Source organism: Paenibacillus sp. FSL R7-0204 (genome assembly GCF_038002225.1).
Taxonomy (GTDB): Bacteria; Bacillota; Bacilli; order Paenibacillales; family Paenibacillaceae; genus Paenibacillus_AQ.
On the sequence record NZ_JBBOCA010000001.1, the window covers coordinates 3,388,219 to 3,408,195 of the forward strand.

Annotated in this window: 19 protein-coding genes; 18 read left to right on the forward strand and 1 reads right to left on the reverse strand. The window is 51.6% G+C overall.

The window, feature by feature from the left end:
• Positions 1-132 precede the first annotated feature (132 nt).
• The 5 genes from MKX42_RS15170 to MKX42_RS15190 all read left to right on the forward strand — a co-directional run bounded on the left by MKX42_RS15170 (position 133) and on the right by MKX42_RS15190 (position 5,582).
• Positions 133-633, forward strand: a complete 501-nt coding sequence (locus MKX42_RS15170; RefSeq protein ID WP_340753209.1) for an RNA polymerase sigma factor — start codon at positions 133-135, stop codon at positions 631-633.
• Entirely contained in the window at positions 630-1,649 is a 1,020-nt protein-coding gene (locus tag MKX42_RS15175; RefSeq protein WP_340753210.1) for an anti sigma factor C-terminal domain-containing protein, read from the forward strand. Before MKX42_RS15170 ends, MKX42_RS15175 begins: the two co-directional genes overlap by 4 nt.
• A 156-nt stretch (positions 1,650-1,805) precedes the next feature.
• Positions 1,806-2,600, forward strand: a complete 795-nt coding sequence (locus tag MKX42_RS15180) for a ClpP family protease (RefSeq protein WP_340753211.1) — start codon at positions 1,806-1,808, stop codon at positions 2,598-2,600.
• The gene (locus MKX42_RS15185; protein ID WP_340753212.1) at positions 2,597-2,812 is read left to right on the forward strand and encodes a YlzJ-like family protein; all 216 of its coding nucleotides are present in this window, start codon (positions 2,597-2,599) and stop codon (positions 2,810-2,812) included. Before MKX42_RS15180 ends, MKX42_RS15185 begins: the two co-directional genes overlap by 4 nt.
• A 97-nt stretch (positions 2,813-2,909) precedes the next feature.
• On the forward strand, positions 2,910-5,582 hold the full coding sequence (locus MKX42_RS15190) for an FtsK/SpoIIIE family DNA translocase (protein WP_340753213.1): 2,673 nt from the start codon (positions 2,910-2,912) through the stop codon (positions 5,580-5,582).
• 73 nt (positions 5,583-5,655) lie between these two features.
• Here MKX42_RS15190 and MKX42_RS15195 read toward each other — a convergent pair whose 3' ends face one another.
• The gene (locus MKX42_RS15195; protein ID WP_340753214.1) at positions 5,656-7,635 is read right to left on the reverse strand and encodes an AraC family transcriptional regulator; all 1,980 of its coding nucleotides are present in this window, start codon (positions 7,633-7,635) and stop codon (positions 5,656-5,658) included.
• Between the two features lie 172 nt (positions 7,636-7,807).
• Here MKX42_RS15195 and sleB point away from each other — a divergent pair, with 172 nt between their 5' ends.
• The 13 genes from sleB to MKX42_RS15260 all read left to right on the forward strand — a co-directional run bounded on the left by sleB (position 7,808) and on the right by MKX42_RS15260 (position 19,706).
• Positions 7,808-8,659, forward strand: a complete 852-nt coding sequence (sleB, locus tag MKX42_RS15200; RefSeq protein WP_340753215.1) for a spore cortex-lytic enzyme — start codon at positions 7,808-7,810, stop codon at positions 8,657-8,659.
• Between the two features lie 145 nt (positions 8,660-8,804).
• Positions 8,805-10,085, forward strand: coding sequence for an EF-P 5-aminopentanol modification-associated protein YfmF (yfmF, locus tag MKX42_RS15205; protein WP_445669322.1), 1,281 nt, complete (start codon positions 8,805-8,807; stop codon positions 10,083-10,085).
• A 2-nt stretch (positions 10,086-10,087) separates the two neighbouring features.
• Positions 10,088-11,368 carry an EF-P 5-aminopentanol modification-associated protein YfmH gene (yfmH, locus tag MKX42_RS15210; RefSeq protein ID WP_340753216.1) on the forward strand — a complete coding sequence of 427 codons (1,281 nt, stop codon included), beginning with the start codon at positions 10,088-10,090 and terminating at the stop codon, positions 11,366-11,368.
• The gene (gene ymfI / locus MKX42_RS15215; protein ID WP_036724753.1) at positions 11,368-12,135 is read left to right on the forward strand and encodes an elongation factor P 5-aminopentanone reductase; all 768 of its coding nucleotides are present in this window, start codon (positions 11,368-11,370) and stop codon (positions 12,133-12,135) included. Before yfmH ends, ymfI begins: the two co-directional genes overlap by 1 nt.
• Positions 12,136-12,267: 132 nt before the next feature.
• Complete coding sequence (locus MKX42_RS15220) at positions 12,268-12,528, forward strand: DUF3243 domain-containing protein (protein WP_036692667.1); 261 nt, start codon at positions 12,268-12,270, stop codon at positions 12,526-12,528.
• A 147-nt stretch (positions 12,529-12,675) separates the two neighbouring features.
• A complete protein-coding gene (locus tag MKX42_RS15225) occupies positions 12,676-13,443 on the forward strand; it encodes a DUF3388 domain-containing protein (protein ID WP_340753217.1) in 768 nt (255 codons plus the stop codon).
• A gap of 48 nt (positions 13,444-13,491) precedes the next feature.
• Positions 13,492-14,439, forward strand: a complete 948-nt coding sequence (locus MKX42_RS15230) for a RodZ domain-containing protein (protein WP_340753218.1) — start codon at positions 13,492-13,494, stop codon at positions 14,437-14,439.
• Between the two features lie 83 nt (positions 14,440-14,522).
• Positions 14,523-14,684 carry a hypothetical protein gene (locus MKX42_RS15235; protein ID WP_179090467.1) on the forward strand — a complete coding sequence of 54 codons (162 nt, stop codon included), beginning with the start codon at positions 14,523-14,525 and terminating at the stop codon, positions 14,682-14,684.
• A gap of 231 nt (positions 14,685-14,915) precedes the next feature.
• Complete coding sequence (locus tag MKX42_RS15240) at positions 14,916-15,407, forward strand: YajQ family cyclic di-GMP-binding protein (RefSeq protein WP_036692670.1); 492 nt, start codon at positions 14,916-14,918, stop codon at positions 15,405-15,407.
• 149 nt (positions 15,408-15,556) lie between these two features.
• Positions 15,557-16,144 carry a CDP-diacylglycerol--glycerol-3-phosphate 3-phosphatidyltransferase gene (pgsA, locus tag MKX42_RS15245; protein WP_340753219.1) on the forward strand — a complete coding sequence of 196 codons (588 nt, stop codon included), beginning with the start codon at positions 15,557-15,559 and terminating at the stop codon, positions 16,142-16,144.
• A 58-nt stretch (positions 16,145-16,202) separates the two neighbouring features.
• The gene (locus MKX42_RS15250; RefSeq protein WP_340753220.1) at positions 16,203-17,492 is read left to right on the forward strand and encodes a competence/damage-inducible protein A; all 1,290 of its coding nucleotides are present in this window, start codon (positions 16,203-16,205) and stop codon (positions 17,490-17,492) included.
• 298 nt (positions 17,493-17,790) lie between these two features.
• On the forward strand, positions 17,791-18,855 hold the full coding sequence (recA, locus tag MKX42_RS15255) for a recombinase RecA (RefSeq protein ID WP_340753221.1): 1,065 nt from the start codon (positions 17,791-17,793) through the stop codon (positions 18,853-18,855).
• Positions 18,856-18,971: 116 nt separating this feature from the next.
• Positions 18,972-19,706, forward strand: coding sequence for a regulatory protein RecX (locus MKX42_RS15260; protein WP_340753222.1), 735 nt, complete (start codon positions 18,972-18,974; stop codon positions 19,704-19,706).
• The last annotated feature ends 271 nt before the right edge of the window (positions 19,707-19,977 follow it).

The window sequence follows — 19,977 nt, forward strand, 5'->3', positions numbered from 1 at the left end:
TAGCTTTGGCAATAGCCTCTTTTCCCGGAAATATTGGACGGTTTCCTGGGGGAAGGGGCTTTTTTATGTTTTTTTCTCTGCACAAAACAACATTTGGGCAACCTGACCGTTATACAGGCAAGGAGGTGCAGCATGGAGCCAAGAGACATGGAGAAGGTGCTCCAACCCAAACTGGCGGAGATCCGCCGATACTTGATCCGCCTCGGCGCCGGGGCCTCAGATGCAGAGGATATTGTGCAGGACACTGTGTACAAGGCGCTGCTGTATCTGGAGGCGATCGATGAGCGCAAATTCAGCGCCTGGTTGTACAAGGTTGCGATTAACCGGTATTTTGACCTGTGCCGCAGACAGAAGAGATATTCCTATAGCGGTGAGGAAGTGGAAGAACATCCGGCCCAGGAGCAGGAGCTACCGGAAGCGGTGCTGCTGCGCAGAGAACGGAAAGAGGAGATTGAAGGAGTGCTGGACCGCTTGAATCCGGTCAATAAGCAACTGATTCTGCTGAAATATGAAATGGAGCTGTCCTATAAGGAAATCTCCGCCCTGCTCGGCATTTCCGAAGGGACAGTGAAAGCTACGCTCTACCGGGCCAGACAGCAATTTCAACAATTATATGGAGGTGAGGGCGAATGACTGCCCCATGGGAAGAAGCAGAAGACCAGAATATTATGACCACCCTGAAAAAAACCAAACGGAAGAGCATGATCCGCAGCATCGTGATTTCACTCGGAGTCAGTATAATTACGCTGTTGATCGTATTCTATGGAGCAGCACAGCTTGTAGGTCATCTATCCATGAATGCCCACTATAGCGAGCAGCAGTATATGAGGATCAGCAGTCCCAATGAATACGATTCCGGCTACAAGGACAATCGCGGCTTTTTGTCAGGCGTCCTGGAAATGAATACCTACAAGATTGTCGATGACGTACCTATCCCCTGGAAAACCAGATGGCTCAATTACAATCCCTGGTGGTTCCCCTTCACAACGGGGGCGTACGGCGGCGTGTCAAACCTGACTGTAGAAGATCCACGTATGAAGCAGGAGGGGTACGAGTATTACCGGAATTACAATTCCGACAATGGACAAAGAGAAATGGCCTTCTATATCCCGGGAGTCGATTACAACGTAAAAATTATCAATGATCTCCCCGAACTTTACAAGATGAACGGAGACAAGCGGGTGGAGCTGGCTTTATCCTTTGATAAGGACTATTCATTTGAAGAGGCGAAGAGCCTGCTGCCTAAAGGCATAAAACAGGTCTGGTACTGGGTCGATACGTATGATGACCGCGAGGGGTTCAACTTCAAGCCGTATCCAAATGAGAATGATCCCGCTAAAATGAACTATCCGACCCCAATGAGTGCGAATTACGGAGTCTACGGATTCGGCATCCAGCCGGACTGGGATCAGGCGAAGCCTGACGATTTTATCGGGGCAGTGGCGGTCGGTGTAAGCAAGAAAGACAAATACCACAGCGAGTACCAGCGGATCTACAATTATATGAAAAAGGACAAGGCTGCACCCGAAGCCGATGATGTCCGGATATTGGGCGTAGTTGTGACCGGCACCGCTGACAGCTTGAAAAGTCTGAGAGGCCAGGCTTATGTACACGGAGCTGTACTGGGAGCCGTGGTAGACAAATATTAATGGGCAATGACGGCGGATGTTCTGAGGAGCGGCCGCCGTCTCTATGTGATAGTTCAAGTTTATGGTGCATAAGGGGGGCCCCCGGAATGTCATACTAACAGAAATCAGAGACCTGAAGCACACGGGTGTTGCAGGCAAAGGGGAGCGCTGTGTACGATGGAAATTACAGAAGCAAGCAAGGCGGGCGGAGAGCGTAACGAAGAAATCCTGCCAGGGGAGATAAAACCCGTTGTCAATGAACCGGTTCCTCCAGGAATACCGGGACCTGTGGGGGTACTTAAGGAATTAGGACAGACAGTGGTTCCGACAGGGGAGCCGGATATTTTTTGTATGACGATTATAGGACAAATTGAAGGGCATTTCGTCTTGCCGCCGCATAACAAGACCACGAAATACGAGCATATCATTCCCCAGCTCGTTGCAGCTGAACAGAGCAAGACCATTAAAGGGCTGCTGATCATTCTCAATACGGTCGGCGGGGACGTAGAGGCTGGACTGGCCATTGCCGAGATGATCGCTTCCTTGTCGAAACCTACGGTAACAGTTGTCATCGGCGGCGGTCACAGCATCGGTGTACCTATAGCGGTATCCTCCACGTATTCCATTATTGCTGAAAGTGCCACCATGACGATCCATCCGATCCGGATGAACGGTCTGGTGATCGGCGTGCCGCAGACCTTCGAGTACATGGAGCGTATGCAGGAGCGGATGGTGAAATTCGTGACCTCTCATTCCCGCATCACGGAAGTGCAGTTCAAGGATCTGATGTTCAAGACCGGAGAGCTGAACCGCGACATTGGTACTGCAGTGGGCGGTCAGGATGCCGTCAGATTCGGCCTGATGGATGAAGTGGGAGGGATCGGTGCCGCGTTGGCCCACCTGAACCGGATGATTGCCGCTGTGCCAGCTATGACGAACGATACGCTTCCGCAGGGAGGGCTTACCCAATGACCTTTTATACCATTCTGCCGATGGAGCAGGTGTTCGAGGGGGCACTGAGCTATGCCACACCCGTGCAAGAGATAACTATTCAGGGTATGCTGATGCAGGTTGAACTGCTGGATGGTGGTCAGGCGAAGGTGGTCCGGCTGCTGCAGTGTCCGCTGGATAAATATCTGGATGCAGCCTTCTCCCCGGGTGCTATTGTTCAGCTGGACCGCTAAGTGCGAACAAACAGCCTAAAGATGCATATTCTGACAAAAGAGAACATAGGTACGCCACGCCATTATATGGTATAATGTTGACTCGGGGGTGGCTGGCGTGGCTAAACGGAGAAGAAAGAAGAAGAAAGCGCTGCTGGGCAGTGTTTTAAAATATGAAATCTATGGAATTCTGCTGATTACGATTTCCGTCATTGCTTTGTCGGGGGAAGCGGCTGTCGGCCGCACACTCTCAAGCATGGCGGGTTATTTGCTTGGCAGATTCTATTTTGTGCTACCGCTGGCGGGCATCTTCTACGGCCTGATGGTAATGATTCACAGGAAATGGCCGTCCACCTGGAACAGCCGCTATACCGGCGGTCTGCTCCTGCTGTTGTCCATGTGCCTGATGAGTACCATATCGGCTATGCAGCAGAAGCTGGGTCCGATTGGGATGCTGCATCCAGGCAATGTGCTGTCTCAAATACATAATGATTTATCCGGCGCCCTCTCACCGGGTGCCGGCGACAGCAGCGTATACATGCTGGGCAAGGATATCAGCGGGGGGTACATCGGCGCGCTTGAATACGCTGCGCTCCTGTGGCTGTTCGGCAATCTGGGTGCTAAGCTTCTGATGATTGTATTGCTTGCCATCAGTTTCATGCTGATTACCAATCTGTCCTATGTAGAGCTTTTTACCCTTCTCCGGGTAAGGGCTGTCAAGCTGATTGAAGGAATTAAGCTCCGGGCGGCGAACCGCCCGGCTGCTGTTCCGGTGGTGAACAGCAGACCGGCTAGAGCCAGCAAAGTTACAACGCCGGAACCTGCGGATGATGACGATTACTTTGAAGAGGGTGACGGTTCGGGTCAGCAGCTGCCAAGACGCGGACAGTCGAAGCTGCTGGGCAGAATTACCGGATGGTTCAGCGGGGCTGACCGCCAGAATCAGCCGGAAGTCATGGATGATCTGGAGGAAGAACTGCCGGACATTATCATTACTGATCCGCGCACTGGTCCGGTCATCTCCGGAATTACTGCAGCGGGAGGTGTTCCTCTGGAGGAGTATGGCGAGGAGGATTTCCAGGATGAGGAGCTTGAGCCTGTTACGCCGATCATCCGGGACTTCTTCGAGCATATCCGCTCTGAAGGGCTGAATGCCGAGGACCGGGAGGAATGGAGCGAGTTCTCACCAGCAGCGCGTGGTGGTGCTGCCACCTTAACAGGCGCTTCTGAGCTGACGAGAGCGGGAGCAGATTCTACTCAGTCAGGGGAAAACGAGGAGGATAAACTGCCTGTGGAGCTGGACGGGCTGCTGGGAACGGCAGAGGAGGGTGCAGCGGCTCCGGTTATACCGCCTCCACCTCCGCCCAAGCCGTACAAGCTGCCGTCCTTCCGTTTGCTGGCTAAGCCGAGTAACGGGGCGAAGGCGGGCGATCAGAATGATTATATGCAGACGGCACGCAAGCTGGAGGCTACCCTGGAGAGCTTCGGTGTAAGGGCGAAGGTGCTTGAAGTGGTTCGTGGACCAGCGGTGACCCGGTATGAAATTCAGCCGGATATCGGCGTGAAGGTCAGCCGGATTGTCAATCTTACCGATGACATCGCGCTGGCACTGGCAGCCAAGGATATTCGTATGGAAGCGCCGATACCCGGCAAATCAGCCATCGGCATTGAAGTGCCGAATTCGGAGGTCTCGGTCGTCACCATGCGGGAAGTGATGGAGACACAGATTTTCCAGGAGGCGGATTCGCGGCTGACCATTGCCTTCGGGCGGGATATCTCCGGCCAGACGATTATCGGCAATCTCGCCAAGATGCCCCATCTTCTGGTAGCGGGAGCTACCGGCTCCGGTAAATCTGTTTGTATCAATGGTATTATTACCAGTATTCTATACAAGGCTAAGCCGAATGAAGTGAAATTCCTCATGGTTGACCCCAAGATGGTCGAGCTGAATGTATATAACGGCATTCCGCATCTGCTGGCTCCGGTAGTTACGGACCCCAAGCGGGCCAGTCTGGCCTTGAAGAAGATCGTGGTGGAGATGGAGAAGCGGTACGAGCTGTTCTCCAAATCAGGCACACGCAATATGGAAGGCTATAACAACTTGATGAAGGATAATCCGGCAGCGGTGCTGCCCTATATTGTGGTCATCGTGGACGAGCTTGCGGATCTGATGATGGTTGCGGCCAATGATGTGGAGGATGCCATCTGCCGGCTTGCCCAGATGGCGCGGGCGGCGGGAATTCATCTGATTATCGCTACACAGCGTCCTTCGGTGGATGTGATCACCGGCCTGATCAAGGCGAATATTCCTTCGCGTATTGCCTTTGGAGTCTCCTCGAATGTGGATTCCCGGACCATTCTGGATATGCCGGGTGCCGAGAAGCTGCTCGGACGCGGCGACATGCTGTTCCTGCCGATGGGGGCTTCCAAGCCGATCCGTGTCCAAGGTGCTTTCATGAGCGATCAGGAAGTGGAGACGATCGTGCAGTATGTCAGCAGCCAAGGGGAAGCGAATTACGATGAGTCGCTTGTGCCTGAGGTGGACGACACCTTGAGCGAGGATCAGGAGCCGCAGGATGAATTGTATGAACAGGCCGTCCAGATTGTTCTGGAAGCCAAGCAGGCCTCAGTATCGCTGCTTCAGCGGCGTATGCGCGTCGGTTACACGCGTGCCGCACGCTTGATCGACTCTATGGAGGCCAGAGGCGTTATCGGCCCTTACGAGGGCAGCAAGCCGCGTGAGGTGCTGATGTCGCTGGAGCAGTATCAGCATGGTAGACTTAGTTCATAGGCAAAGAGATGACCCAATATTTGGGCCATCTCTTTTTTGCTAAAGATAAGTTATGCAACGGTTGGTTGAACTGCTATTTCTTTACCCGGGGAGCTGCAAGCAGAGCATCAACCATGTAATCAAGCTGCGCATTTAGGGAGTAGATATCATTGTAATACGATAATCCGAAGTCGATATTCATCAACCGGCTTTCCTTGACTGCCGGAATACTGTTCCAGATCGGGTCTCCCGTCAGGTCAGTCATTCCGTCATAAGAGGAACGGAAGATGTACTCTCCGCTGTAATCGGCAATGACTTCAAAGGATACAGACTCCCCACCAACATCGGTCTTGCTATCTATTTTTTGCTGAATCTTCTCCGGTGCCTTCATGCCAAGATATTCATATAAGACCTGCGAACCCCGGCCGTATTGTTTGCTCATAATCACTAACATACTGCGCTCTCCGCCGCCTTCCATGATGGAGATGGTCGAATCTAGAATTCCAGCTTCCTTCAGCTTCAGCTTACTGTCCTCCACTTTGGCATTGAAATCATTTAATAGGCTGGTGGCCTGATCTTCCTTATTAAGAGTGTGTCCAATAAAGCTGACCCGCTCAGCGGTTGTCATTTTCTCATAAGGCACCAATACGGTGGGTGCGATATCATGCAATGCATTGTAGGTTTCCTCGGAAGGAACGATAATCAGATCGGGATCAAGCGATAAGACAGCTTCCGGGCTGGCCTCGAACCAACTTCCCAACTTCTGTACATCTTTCAAGTCGTTCTCGAAGGCAGCACCTTCATTTACACTAGAGACACCTACGGGCTTAATGCCCAGCGCCAGAACATCTCCCAGCAAGTACAGCACAACGACACGCTGAGGATCGGCAGGCACCACGACATCTCCTTTTACCGTAGAGATCGTCCGGGTCTGTGCCTCGGCTGCAGTGTTGTCAGGGGACGTTATAGAGGATGCCGTCGCAGCAGGCGAAGAGGTTGGCGTATTGCTGCCGTTGCCCACCGTCGTTGTAGTGGCAGTTCCTGAGGAACAGGCACTTAACACTATGGTGAAGCATAACAACAAGGTTAACATTAGGGATGGCTTAGCTGTTCTGAACATGGATGACGCTCCTTTTAGATCATATTGATAATGATTATCATCATCAATATATCGGAGAGTGCCTTCACGGGCAATGTCATTTGATGACAGCGCAGATATCATATCCCGCCACGGGGAAGCGGCCTGCACAGAATTTTTGTACCTCACTGGCGAGTTTCCGAAGTGCTTTTTGAACATTTTGCCAAAAGAATACGCATCCGGGTAGCCCACAGCAGCTGCAATATCATGCAGTGTGGACTCTGTGCCCAGCAACAGCTCACGTGCCTTGTCCATGCGAATCTGAACCAGATATTGGGCAGGACTGGTCTGAAGCCGCATGCGGAATAACCTCGATAGTGTCCTCGGGCTGGTGCCCAGAGTGCCGGCTAGTGTATCCAGGGTGAACGGCCTGTTGTAAGAATCGTGCATATAGCGTACAGCCTGATCGAGCACATCTGCTCTAAGCGGGTGCAGCTCCTGCCCCTGCATCTGATGAAGCAGCTCATGGACCCACTGATAGAACAGGGCTTTGACATGCAGATGCTCCAGGGCGCGGCGTGCCTGCCAATCCCCATACATCTGGTCTAGAATCTCATACAGCGGCAGGGGATGGACAGGAATGAAGTGATAGGTTCCGGTAAAAGGCTTGCTGCATTCCAGAAGCGCTGTCAGGTTGCGCCGGGCAGGCGGGGTTAACGTTGAACGGTACAAAATAAGGTAATAATCCAGAAGTTCCTGTGTCTTCAGCAATTGGATCGTGGTGCCTTTGCCCCCATGAAAGACGCTGGAGCCGCTGATCTCATAGGATCTGTCATCTATAAGCACACTTGCGCTGCCGCGAACGATATATAGGTATGTACTAGCCGGAAGGCGGTACTTCAGCGGAGGTTGTCCCGAAGTGAATGAGGCCTTGCGGATATCGATAACTTCTACAGTAGCATGGTTCCACAGCACAATATGGTCCTTAAAATCCATGTTTCTTCTCAACTCCTGTTGTTTCATAACCCAAGTATAATTGATAACTGTTCTCAGTTGCAATGGATTTACGCTTCCCTGCTTTGCGGTCATGCATAGGAAGTCCTGCCAGTCGTCATAATAACTTTAGCCATTCATGCAGAACTTCCAAGAGAAAGGTAGAGCGAATCCCATGAGAAAACATAAGCAGTGGATCATTGCCGCAGTTACCCTTGCCCTTGCAGCTGCGCCGTTTGCCGGTGCAGTCTTCAAAGATCATGATTTGATCTATGCCAAGCCCTACGCAGCAGAGCAGGTTGCCGCAGACATCCCTGATGAAGAGGAGGAAGCCATGCCCGTGTTCGGCACAACTCCGCTTAAGGTAGGCTCCTCCGGGCAGGATGTCTATGAGCTGCAGGGACGACTGAAGCACCTGGGTTATTTTAACGGGAAGATTGACAGCCAGTTCGGGACCAAAACCAAAAATGCCGTCACCTGGTTCCAGTGGAAATTCGGCCTGAAATCCGACGGGGTGGTCGGGGCCAAGACGAAGCTTAAGCTATACAATGCTACTACTTCCTGGAAGCCGACAGCGCCCGAGACAACTACCGCCCAGAAAAAAGCACCCTCCGGAACAGCTGCGGCCAAATCCAATACGGCTGAGCTGGCTTCCGGCAATACGATGGGCCTGTCCGAAAATGACCTCAAGATCATGGCAAATGCGGTTTACGGCGAGTCTCGCGGGGAGCCTTTTGAAGGGCAGGTAGCTGTGGCTGCAGTCATTCTCAACCGTGTAAAATCCCCAAGCTTCCCGAATACGCCTTCGGGCGTCATTTTCCAGCCGGGAGCCTTCACCGCCGTAGCTGACGGCCAGATCTATCTGGAGCCTAATGAACAGGCACGTAAGGCAGTACAGCAGGCACTGAGTGGCTGGGACCCGTCGGGTGGCTGTATCTATTACTTTAATCCCAAGACGGCGACTTCCAAGTGGATTTGGTCCCGTCCGCAGGTGAAGACAATCGGCCAGCATATCTTCTGCATGTAGTTTACAGTGTCTGTATACAACCCTCCGCAAGAGCAACCGGTACGCTGTCCTCCGGTTGCTTCCTTACTTTGGAATGGTTTAGAATGGATAATACTTCATAAACTTGTTATAGAGCATCAATCCACGCCGCAAAGGAGTTTTGGACTTGACTAATAATGGATTTCAACATGGCCATGCCGCAGGCATGCGTATACATGTTCTGCCGACCAAGGCGTTCAAGACGTTCGCCATCTCACTGTATGCAGGCGTTCCGCTTGAAGAAAGTACAGTGACCTCTACCGCACTGGTTCCGTTTGTACTCCGCCGGGGGACAGCGTCCTACCCGGAGACTACCCAATTCCGCGAGCGTCTGGAGGAGCTGTACGGTGCAGGCTTCGGCTTCGATATTTACAAACGCGGGGATTACCAGATTGTCCAGTTCCGGATGGATACGATTAATGATTCCTTTGTGCAGAGCAAGGAGAGCCTGCTTGGGGAATCCTTTGCTTTTCTGGGAGAGGTATTGACCCGTCCTCTGCTTGAGAATGGAAGCTTCCGGCCTTCTTATGTAGCTACAGAGCGCGAGACGATCCGCAAGAAGCTGGAATCCATTGTGAATGACAAAATCCGCTACGCGGCAGAACGCTGCATTGAGGAAATGTGCCGCAACGAGCCTTACCGGCTTCATCCCCTCGGCCAGCGGGCCGATCTGGATGCTATTACGCCTGAGACGCTGTACCAGAGCTATACCTCCTGGCTGAATGGAGCTACGCTTGATCTGTATGTAGTGGGCGATACCACACCTGAGGAGGTTGAGAAGATGGTGACAGCTCATTTCGGCCGGGCCCATCACTCCGAAGCTGGAGGCTACACCTCGGACTTCACTCCAGTAACTGTTACGGAAGTGCGGACGGTGGAAGAGAAGCTGGATGTGAATCAAGGCAAGCTGAATATGGGGCTGCGGACCTCGATTACCTACAAAGATGACCGGTATGCTTCCGCGCTGATGTACAACGGTATCCTTGGCGGTTACCCGCATTCCAAGCTGTTTGTCAATGTGCGTGAGAAGGAGAGCTTGGCTTATTACGCGTCCTCCCGTTATGACGGGCATAAGGGCATCGGGACGATTCAATCGGGGATCGAGACCCAGAACTACGGCAAAGCCGTTGATATTATCCGCAAGCAGTTGGATGAGCTGAAGGCCGGCAATATCACTGACCTGGAGCTTAGCCAGACCAAGGCGATGATCCGCAACCTGTTGTCCGAGATTCAGGACTCGGCGTTTGAGATGATCTCCTTTGATTTCAACCGCCAGTTATCCGGCAAAGACCGTTCTGCCCAGGAGCTGATGGATCAGGTTGACGGCATGGGGGCGGCTGAAGTGAGGGCGGCTGCGTGTACTTTTGAGCTGGATACGATTTATTTTCTGACAGGGAAGGAGGAATAGGGATGGAAAAGCTCCATTATGAACGGCTTCAAGAAACACTTTATCATGAGGTTATGGATAACGGTCTCCAGGTGTATGTGCTGCCGAAGCCGGCTTTTCTCAAAACCTACGCCACCTTTGCCACTAAATATGGATCAGTAGACAATCACTTCAAGGTCGCGGGCGGTGAGGAGACTACCGTGCCGGACGGAATTGCCCATTTCCTGGAGCATAAAATGTTTGAGGAGCCGGAAGGCGACATTTTTGCTACCTTTGCATCCAATGGTGCATCGGCGAACGCCTTCACCAGCTTCGACCAGACGGTCTATCTTTTCTCGGCCACAGAGAATATTGAGCAGAATCTCAGCACCCTGGTTGATTTTGTGCAGCGTCCTTATTTCACTGATGAGAACGTGGAGAAGGAAAAAGGGATTATTGGGCAGGAAATTAATATGTATGCCGACAATCCTGACTGGCGCGTCTATTTCGGGCTGATTGAAGCGATGTATGCTACCCACCCGGTTCACATTGATATTGCCGGAACTATTGAATCCATCTCAACCATTACTAAGGAAACGCTGTACACCTGCTACAATTCCTTCTATCATCCGAGCAACATGCTGCTGTTCGTTGTCGGCGGAGTGGACCCTGAGCAGGTATTTGAACTGATCCGCAGCAACCAGCAGGGCAAGAGCTATGAGAAGCAGGGTGAAATTACGCGTATTTTCGCGGAGGAGCCTGAGCAGGTAGCCTCGAAGCATGTGGAGAGCAGACTGGCTGTCTCCATTCCCAAGATGATGTTCGGTTTCAAGGAAAAGGTGGATGGTCTGAGCGGTGAAGCGGCGGTGCGCCGTGATCTGACCACGAAGCTGATGCTGGACCTGCTGTTTGGCAGCAGTACGGCATTGTATCAGAAGCTCTATGATGAGGAGTTGATCTCCGACAGCTTCGGCCATGAATTTAACAGCTCTGCGGAGTATGCCTTCTCGGCGATCGGCGGCGATACCAAAGATCCGGGGCTGCTGCTTGAACGGATTAAGGAAGAGGTAGGACGTATTCTGGAGACGGGCTTCGCGGAGAAGGATTTCGAACGGGCCCGCAAAAAGAAAATCGGCGGCTTCCTGCGGATGCTGAATTCGCCGGAGAGCATTGCCCATGAGTTCACCCGTTACCAGTTCCGTGGAGGAGATCTGTTTGAAGTGCTTCCCCTGTATGAATCGATCACTCTGGATGAAGTGAATGCCCGGCTCCATGCCCATGTGAACTGGGAGCAGCTGGCCGTGTCGCTGGTGGTGAGTCCTTAATGATGTTACCGGGAGAGGACAGCAAACCGATTGGTGAAATGACAGTGCTCATTACCGGGGGCAGCGGGGGAATCGGCGGCGCGATCGCTGAGCGTTTTGCTTCGGTGGGAATGAACATTGTGATTCATTATATGAATTCACATGAAGCGGCAAATGATGTGGCCCGGCGTTGTCTGGCGCTGGGAGCGAAGGTAATGACCGTAGCGGCGGACATGAAAGACCGCAGTCAGCTCGTACGCATGGCTGAAAGGCTGGAGAGCAGCGGCATGATGCCGGATATCCTGGTCAATAATGCCGGGAAAGCTCATTATGGCATGTTAGCCGATCTGACCGAGGAGGAGTGGGACGATATCATGGCGGTCAATCTGAAGGGCACCTTCATGTGCAGCCAGATTTTCATGCCTTATATGGTCACGCAGCGTTACGGCCGGATCATTAATGTGTCCTCCGTATGGGGAATCTCGGGCGCATCCTGTGAAGTGGCGTATTCGGCCAGCAAGGGCGGAGTGAATGCTTTTACCAAGGCGCTCGCCAAGGAGCTGGCCCCCTCGAAGGTCACTGTGAACGCTGTAGCGCCTGGAGCGGTCCACACGGCGATGCTCTCCAATCTGCAGGCGGATGAACTGAAGATGCTGGAGGAGGAGATTCCGGCGGGTAGACTGGCTACCCCTGAGGACATATCCTCGCTTGTTTATTTTCTGGCGCTGCCTGAATCCGGTTATATTACGGGGCAGGTTATCAGTCCGAACGGCGGCTGGATTACTTAATAACCGGTATAATGCCACGAACCATGAGCCTGCTCTGGAGAAATGCTCCAGCATAAGACCTTCCGGCTTGAGACATATTATAACTGTTGCTTCTAAATCTCAATATCATTACAAACCTGAGGAGGATTTAAGATGTCAACAGATTCCGTAGTGAAGAACTTTGATACCTGGAAAAGCTTTTTGGGAGACCGGGTCATTCAGGCCGAAAAAATGGGGATGAGCGACGAGACCATCACCAAGCTGGCGTTCGAAATCGGGGAATTCCTCGACAAGAAGGTCGATCCGGGCAACTATTCCAACCGGGCCATCAAAGAGCTGTGGGATGTCGGAACGGATGATGAGAAGCATACCATTGCCGGACTCATGGTCAAACTGGCGAAGAAAAACGCATAGGTACGCAGAAGAAGCTCCCCTTGCGGGAGCTTTTCTGCAATTATTACAATCGTGTCCTTGCCTTTCAATTTTTTTTTCTATATCATTAACATGACCCGTGTATCTGAAACAACATGCAGGGAAAAGGAATCTATGAGGTGCGCACAAGTGGAATATAAACAATGGTATATGGAGTATAAGATACATAAGAACAGACCTGGTCTGTTAGGCGACATCGCTTCTATGCTGGGGATGCTGGAAGTGAACATTCTGACGATTAACGGCGTTGAAGGCAAGACGCGCGGAATGCTGCTGGAAACCAGCGACGATGAGAAGATCATGCTAATGGGCGAGATGCTCAAGAAAGTTGATAATATAACGGTTACGGCACTCCGTACACCGCGGCTTGTGGACCGGCTGGCCGTCCGGCATGGACGGTATATCGACCGTGATTCGGATGACCGCAAGACCTTCCGCTTCACCCGCGATGAGCTCGGGCTGCTGGTGGATTTCCTGGGCGAGCTGTTTAAGAGGGAAGGCAATCAGGTTATAGGACTACGTGGCATGCCGCGGGTAGGCAAGACAGAATCGATCATTGCCGGCAGCGTCTGTGCGATGAAGCGCTGGACGTTTGTCTCTTCTACACTGCTGCGCCAGACCGTCCGCAGCCAGCTCGCCGAAGACGAGATGAATCCGCATAATGTATTTATCATTGACGGGATCGTCAGCACCATCCGCTCGAACGAGAAGCACTATAACCTGCTGCAGAATGTCATGAGTATGGCAAGCACCAAGGTGATTGAGCATCCTGATATTTTTGTGCGGGAGTCCGAATACACCTTCGATGACTTCGATATCATTATTGAGCTGCGCAACGCACCGAACGAAGAGATATTGTACGAGTCGTTTACGACAAGCTACAGTGAAGATCTTTAATATATTTCATTCAGAGCATTGCTCACACAACATTCAGGAGGTGATGGTATGTCGGAACTGGGCCGGCATTTGAAGGAGGCTCGTCTGCAAAAGGGGATGAGTCTTGATGATGTCCAGGAAGTAACAAAGATCCGTAAAAAATATTTGGAAGCCATCGAAGCAGGGGATTATAAAGTGCTTCCGGGCAGCTTTTATGTCCGGGCATTTATCAAAACCTATGCCGAGGCGGTCGGGGTTAACCCGGATGAACTGATGGAGGAGCATGGCAATGTGCCTGCCGCTCCCGTCGATACTACCATGGAGACCGTGATTCAGAAGCGGAGCCGTAAGCCTGAAACGGAGCGTAATGCCAAGTGGCTGCCGACCTTGCTGATGTGGACCTTCCCGGTGCTGATCCTGGTGGTCATCTACCTATATGCCTCTTCCACGTTGAATGATTCGGGGCCGAAGAAAGCGGATAACGCAAGCCTGACTGACGCAACGCAAGATCCGGCCAAAGTGAAGCCTTCAGCTACTGCCGCTGGCGGCGGTGCAGTGCCTTCAGCAACAGCGGCTGCGGCTGCTACACCTGAGGCAGGAGCCACGGCTACTACTGCGCCTTCTGCAACTCCAGAGCCGTCTCCATCGGCTTCTCCGGGAGCTGTCACCGTTACTCAGGACCGCAAATCGGGCAAGACGACGATCTATAAGGTCTCCGCGCCTGCCGGAAGCCAGGTTCAGGTAGTGATTGCCTCAACCGGAGTCAGCTGGCTTGAAGTGTACAAGGGTGAGAACTCCAAGGGGGAGAAGCTCAGCTTCGGGAACACCAAGGCCGGCGATAATCTCAGCTTCACGCTGGACAGCGAAGGCATGTATATCAAATCGGGATATTCACCGGCCACGGCGATTTCGGTCAACGGACAGGCTATTACCGACGGCAAAACCTCCTCGCGTCTGCTGCTTGAACTGGATAGCGGGACGGATGGCGCTACTGGCGGGAGTACTGCCGGAGAATAGTACATCCGATGTATAGTCTTTAGCGGATTGGAGAACCTAGAAGTGTTGAACAGTTCTCTCGCCAAAGTGAGGTGTATTCTCTCATGACCGTCAGCTGGATTGTAACAGGGCTTGGTATTATTGTCAGTCTCCTGGGGTATTATTTAACACCGGGCGCCTGGGGATATGGTATTCTGGGCTTTGGACTGGCACATGTTCTGCTGGGGATTCTGGATATGTTCCGGGCTCCTGCACGCAGCAGATAATATCTGGATTTGAGCGTCTCCCGGACGGGTTCCGGGAGGCGTGTTTTTAGGTGCAAATATAAGAATTTATATGTTTACGCTATAAATTATCCTTCTATTTCTCGCTGAAACGGTACCGTCCTTACAAAGGACGGAATGCCGTTTCCACTTGACTCTTTTCCAATATTAGACTTAGGAGCCCCTATCTCATATAATAGGAACAGACTAATTGTAACTAAAGGATGTGGAACCATGAGTTCAGAAAGTTCATTTGATATCGTATCCAAGATGGATATGCAGGAGCTGACCAATGCGGTTCATCAGACCGAGAAGGAAATTGAGAACCGGTTTGATTTCAAGAACAGCAAGAGCAGCCTGAAGCTGGAGAAGGATGCGCTTGTAGTCGCCTCAGAGGATGAATACAAGCTGAATGCCGTAATTGATATCCTCCAGACCAAGATGGTGAAGCGGGGAATCACGCTGAAGAATATGGATTTCGGCAAAGTGGAGCCGGCTTCGCTCGGCACGGTGCGCCAGCGGCTTGGACTGCGGCAAGGGATAGACCAGGAGAACGCGAAGAAGATTAATATTCTGATCCGCGATTCCAAGCTGAAGGTCAAGAGCACGATTCAGGGTGATCAGATCCGTGTGACCGGCAAAAGCCGCGACGATCTGCAGCAGATTATCCAGCTTTTACGCAAGGCTGATTTGCCGCTTGATTTGCAGTTTAACAATTTAAAGTAAGATCATGTGCCCCGCAGTGTATACTTACCTTACTTGCGGGGTGCTTCATGTTTTTTTGACACTTATTTATGGCTATAATATACTAGCTAAGCAGTTTTGAAGAACATGCTGGAATACCGGATTCGTATGGACTAGGGGAGGAACCTTCAGTGAATTTACCCAACCGCATCACATTAGCGCGTATTTGCCTTATCCCAATCATGATGTTTTTTCTGCTGGTGGACTTCAGCTTCTATCCGGAACCGATACATTGGGGCTCCTTTCAGCTTTCAATTAATCACTTGGTCGCGGCGGTTATTTTTCTGCTGGCAGCCAGTACCGATGGAATTGACGGTTACATAGCCAGAAAATATAACATGGTCACTAATCTGGGCAAGCTGCTCGATCCCTTAGCGGATAAGCTGCTGGTCTCGGCCGTGCTGATCTCATTGGTCGAGCTGGGAAGATGCGATTCATGGATTGCCATTGTCATCATCAGCCGTGAGTTTGCCGTGACCGGCTTGCGCCAGGTGGCACTACTGGAAGGGAAGGTAGTGGCTGCAAGCAAATGGGGCAAGGTAAAAACAGTGATTCAGATTGTTGCCATTTCACTGCTGCTGCTTAATAATTTCCCGTTCCAATTCGTCAGCATCCCTGTGGATGACATTGCCATCTGGGCGGCAGCCATCATTACCATTTACTCTGGTATTGATTATTTCGTGAAGAATAAGGAACTGCTGGATTTGAACAAAGCCTGAGACGCTGGACCAGGCTGAACCTTGCACGATACCTACAATCAGGAGGAGAACGTCAGCTATGAAAGCAGAGATTATTGCCGTTGGAACAGAACTTTTACTTGGACAAATCGTGAACAGCAATGCCCAGTTTCTTTCAGTAGAGCTGGCTGCATTAGGCATTGACGTTTATTTTCAGACCGTTGTGGGAGATAACAAAAGCCGCCTTCTGGAAGCAATCCGGATTGCTCAGAGCCGGGCGGATGTTATATTATTCACCGGCGGCATCGGTCCGACCGAGGATGATCTGACCAAGGATGCGCTGGCTGCGGCGCTTGGCCGGACCCTGCACATCGACCAGCTGGCCATGGATCATGTGCAGCGCTTCTTCGATGACCGCAAGATTGTTATGACTGAGAATAACCGCAAGCAGGCGCTTGTCATTGAAGGGACGACTCCTCTGTCCAATGATACCGGTCTTGCGGTAGGGATTGCTTTTGCAGAAGAGGACAAATATTATATCGTGCTGCCGGGCCCGCCCCGGGAGATGAAGCCGATGTTCACGGATAAGGCCAAGCCATGGCTTCAGCAGCATGCACTTACTGGTGAAATGCCGCTCTACTCAAAGATGCTGAAGTTCGCCGGAATTGGCGAGTCGCTGCTGGAGGACAAGCTGATAGATCTGATCCGCAGCCAGAGTGATCCTACGATTGCTCCGTATGCCAAGGAAGGCGAAGTGACCGTGCGCATCTCCACCAAGGCGCCGTCCGAGCGGGAGGCTATGGTCAAGCTTGATGCTCTGGAGAAGACGATTGCTGACATTCTGCCGGAGAATCTGTATGCCAACATCGATGTGCCGCTGGAGCAGCTGATTGTGGACTGGATGGCGGATTCGGGACTCACTCTGAGTGCTGCCGAGAGCTGTACCGGCGGTCTGCTGATGGAGAGCATTACGAATATTCCGGGCAGCGCCTCCATGTTCGCCGGGGGGATCGTGTGTTATTCCAATGATATTAAGAAGAAACTGCTGAATGTGCCTTCCGCCATGCTTGAAGGTCCGGATGCCCCGGGAGCGGTGAGCCGCGAGGTTGCGGAGGTGCTGGCTGAGCAGGTGCGTATGATCGGTGACACGGACTTCGGCTTATCGGTTACCGGTGTAGCCGGACCGGGATATTCCGAGCGCAAGCCGGTGGGTCTTGTGTTCGTAGGACTGGCTGAGCGGGGCTGCAAGACAGAGGTATATGAGCTGAATCTGAAGGGCACCCGTGAGAACATCCGGCTGCGCACCGTCAAGGCGCTGCTGTACCGGTTGTGGCGCCGCCTGGAAGAACGCAAGGTTGCCACTCCGCTGGAAGGCTCGGCCTTGCAATAACTGTACGGGCCGGTATATAATTCATGTATACGGAAGAACCGTGGCTTGAGCGATCATGCTGCGGTTTTTTGTTTTATATTAGATAATAACAAATTATCCTATGGCTGTTCCTATTAACGTAAGAAGCGGGAGAGAAGCTCCTGCAGAGTTTTGCATCCGGAAGGAGGCCTACAACTTACAATATAAGGGAGTATTATCCCTGGGAGCAAAAAAAACGAATGTATGTTCTAAAAAAGACTTGGCAAGCCCTTCAAAACACGTTATGATAATACTATAAACAGTGAAGGAAGTGGTCTGATTGTCAGATCGTCGTGCAGCGCTTGATATGGCGCTTCGTCAAATAGAAAAACAATTCGGTAAAGGTTCGGTAATGAAACTGGGAGAATCCACTCACATGAAAGTGGAAGTTGTACCTAGCGGATCTTTGGCACTTGATATTGCACTAGGTATTGGCGGACTTCCCAAAGGACGTATTATTGAAGTATATGGACCGGAATCTTCCGGTAAGACGACGGTTGCACTTCATGCAATCGCTGAAGTACAGAAGCAGGGTGGACAAGCTGCCTTCATCGATGCTGAGCATGCGCTTGATCCTAAGTATGCCAAGGCCCTTGGCGTTAACATTGATGAACTGCTGCTATCCCAGCCTGATACAGGTGAACAGGCCCTCGAAATCGCTGAAGCGCTTGTACGCAGTGGAGCAGTAGACATCATTGTAGTTGACTCTGTAGCAGCACTGGTACCTAAGGCAGAAATTGAAGGCGACATGGGTGATTCCCACGTAGGCCTGCAGGCCCGTCTGATGTCTCAGGCCTTGCGGAAGCTGTCAGGTGCCATCAACAAATCCAACACCATTGCGATCTTCATTAACCAGCTTCGTGAGAAGATCGGCGTAATGTTCGGTAACCCTGAGACCACTCCGGGTGGACGCGCTCTGAAATTCTACTCCTCGGTTCGTCTGGATGTGCGCCGGGTAGAGAGCATCAAGATGGGTAACGATGTCGTGGGTAACCGTACGAAGATCAAGGTTGTGAAGAACAAAGTAGCGCCTCCGTTCAAGCAAGCAGATGTAGATATCATGTACGGCGAAGGAATCTCCAGAGAAGGAAGCCTTGTGGATATCGGTACAGAGATGGATATCGTTAACAAGAGCGGTGCCTGGTATTCCTATGAAGGCGAACGTCTGGGTCAAGGACGTGAGAATTCCAAGCAGTTCCTGAAGGAACATCAGGATATTGCCCTGCTGATTGAGAACAAGATCCGTGAGGCAAGCAATCTCACGACTCTGGTAGAGGCACCATCCGAAGCAGATGTGGTTGCGGAGCAAGAGGAAGAAGAGAAATTGCTGCTTGAGATCGAGTAATTAAGTACTCCTCTACTTCTAATTGAATAATGAAGTCATGATGGATAGGCGCCCTGTGGAGGATATTACAGGGTGCCTTTTCGCAAATATTTCAGCTTGATGAGGTGATTGGCAGGATGGTTATACAATTGGATGAGGAATTCGAAGAACAGGATGAGCAGGTACTGGCCGATTTCCCGGCAGGTCAAGAGCTGGTAATTACACGGGTAGAGCGGCTCAAGAAGTCTAACTATCGTTATCAAATCCATTTCGGAGACTACAACATGACTGTTCATGAAGATGTCATGATTAAATACCGGATGATTACCGGGAGTACTTTTGTGAAAGCGGATCTGGAGGATATTGTTGCCGCAGACGAGCGCCAGCGGGCGTATGTGGAGGGGCTTAGGTATCTGGAGCGCAAGCCCAGAACGGGACAGGAGATGGCCCGCCGTTTAAGAGAGAAGGAAATAGGGGAGACTGTTATTGCCGAAGTTCTGCTCCGGCTGGAGGAGGAACGTCTGCTTGATGATCCCTTGTACGCCAAGCAGTGGGCGGAGCAGCGGATTGTGAACCAGCGTAAGGGCAAGATGTGGATCAGGCAGGAGCTGCGTGAGAAGGGGATTGATAAGTCGCTGATTGCGGAAGCGCTGGATGAGATCACACCTGAGCAAGAACTGGAGAGCGCGCTGCAGACCGGACGGAAGAAATGGAATACGATCCGGGGAGATGTGAACGACAAACGCCGGAAGACAGGGGCGTTCCTGATGCGCCGGGGATTCTCGGGTGAAATGGTGCGCCAGGTGATCGGGATTTTGCGGGATGAGCAGGATTCTGAGGGGCAAGAAGAGGAGTTTTACTTCCCGGATTGAATCTCTTGACTTTAATGCGGTTATCGACTCTCTTGACAAGGTCTTTTTATAAATAATAAAATATAACATGAATCGGCATAAACTAAGAATCCTTTTTCCTTCCCAAAAAGCAGACTCTTTTGTTCCGGTTCGCGTACAACTCATATGAAATGTAATCGCCGGATAAGGCGGGCAATGTGCATGTGCAGCATGTGCAGTATGGCAATCGGTGTATTACCGGTTTTTTGTATGGTGATGAACGGATAGTTTAACAACTGCACAAATACCCAAG

Coding starts and splice junctions, on each gene's coding strand:
- MKX42_RS15250 (WP_340753220.1), top strand. CDS start 16,203: ATGAAAGCAGAGATTATTGCCGTTGGAACAGAACTTTTACTTGGACAA.
- MKX42_RS15170 (WP_340753209.1), top strand. CDS start 133: ATGGAGCCAAGAGACATGGAGAAGGTGCTCCAACCCAAACTGGCGGAG.
- MKX42_RS15185 (WP_340753212.1), top strand. CDS start 2,597: ATGACCTTTTATACCATTCTGCCGATGGAGCAGGTGTTCGAGGGGGCA.
- yfmH (WP_340753216.1), top strand. CDS start 10,088: ATGGAAAAGCTCCATTATGAACGGCTTCAAGAAACACTTTATCATGAG.
- MKX42_RS15260 (WP_340753222.1), top strand. CDS start 18,972: ATGGTTATACAATTGGATGAGGAATTCGAAGAACAGGATGAGCAGGTA.
- MKX42_RS15230 (WP_340753218.1), top strand. CDS start 13,492: ATGTCGGAACTGGGCCGGCATTTGAAGGAGGCTCGTCTGCAAAAGGGG.
- ymfI (WP_036724753.1), top strand. CDS start 11,368: ATGATGTTACCGGGAGAGGACAGCAAACCGATTGGTGAAATGACAGTG.
- MKX42_RS15195 (WP_340753214.1), bottom strand. CDS start 7,635: ATGGATTTTAAGGACCATATTGTGCTGTGGAACCATGCTACTGTAGAA.
- MKX42_RS15180 (WP_340753211.1), top strand. CDS start 1,806: ATGGAAATTACAGAAGCAAGCAAGGCGGGCGGAGAGCGTAACGAAGAA.
- sleB (WP_340753215.1), top strand. CDS start 7,808: ATGAGAAAACATAAGCAGTGGATCATTGCCGCAGTTACCCTTGCCCTT.
- MKX42_RS15235 (WP_179090467.1), top strand. CDS start 14,523: ATGACCGTCAGCTGGATTGTAACAGGGCTTGGTATTATTGTCAGTCTC.
- MKX42_RS15175 (WP_340753210.1), top strand. CDS start 630: ATGACTGCCCCATGGGAAGAAGCAGAAGACCAGAATATTATGACCACC.
- MKX42_RS15240 (WP_036692670.1), top strand. CDS start 14,916: ATGAGTTCAGAAAGTTCATTTGATATCGTATCCAAGATGGATATGCAG.
- MKX42_RS15220 (WP_036692667.1), top strand. CDS start 12,268: ATGTCAACAGATTCCGTAGTGAAGAACTTTGATACCTGGAAAAGCTTT.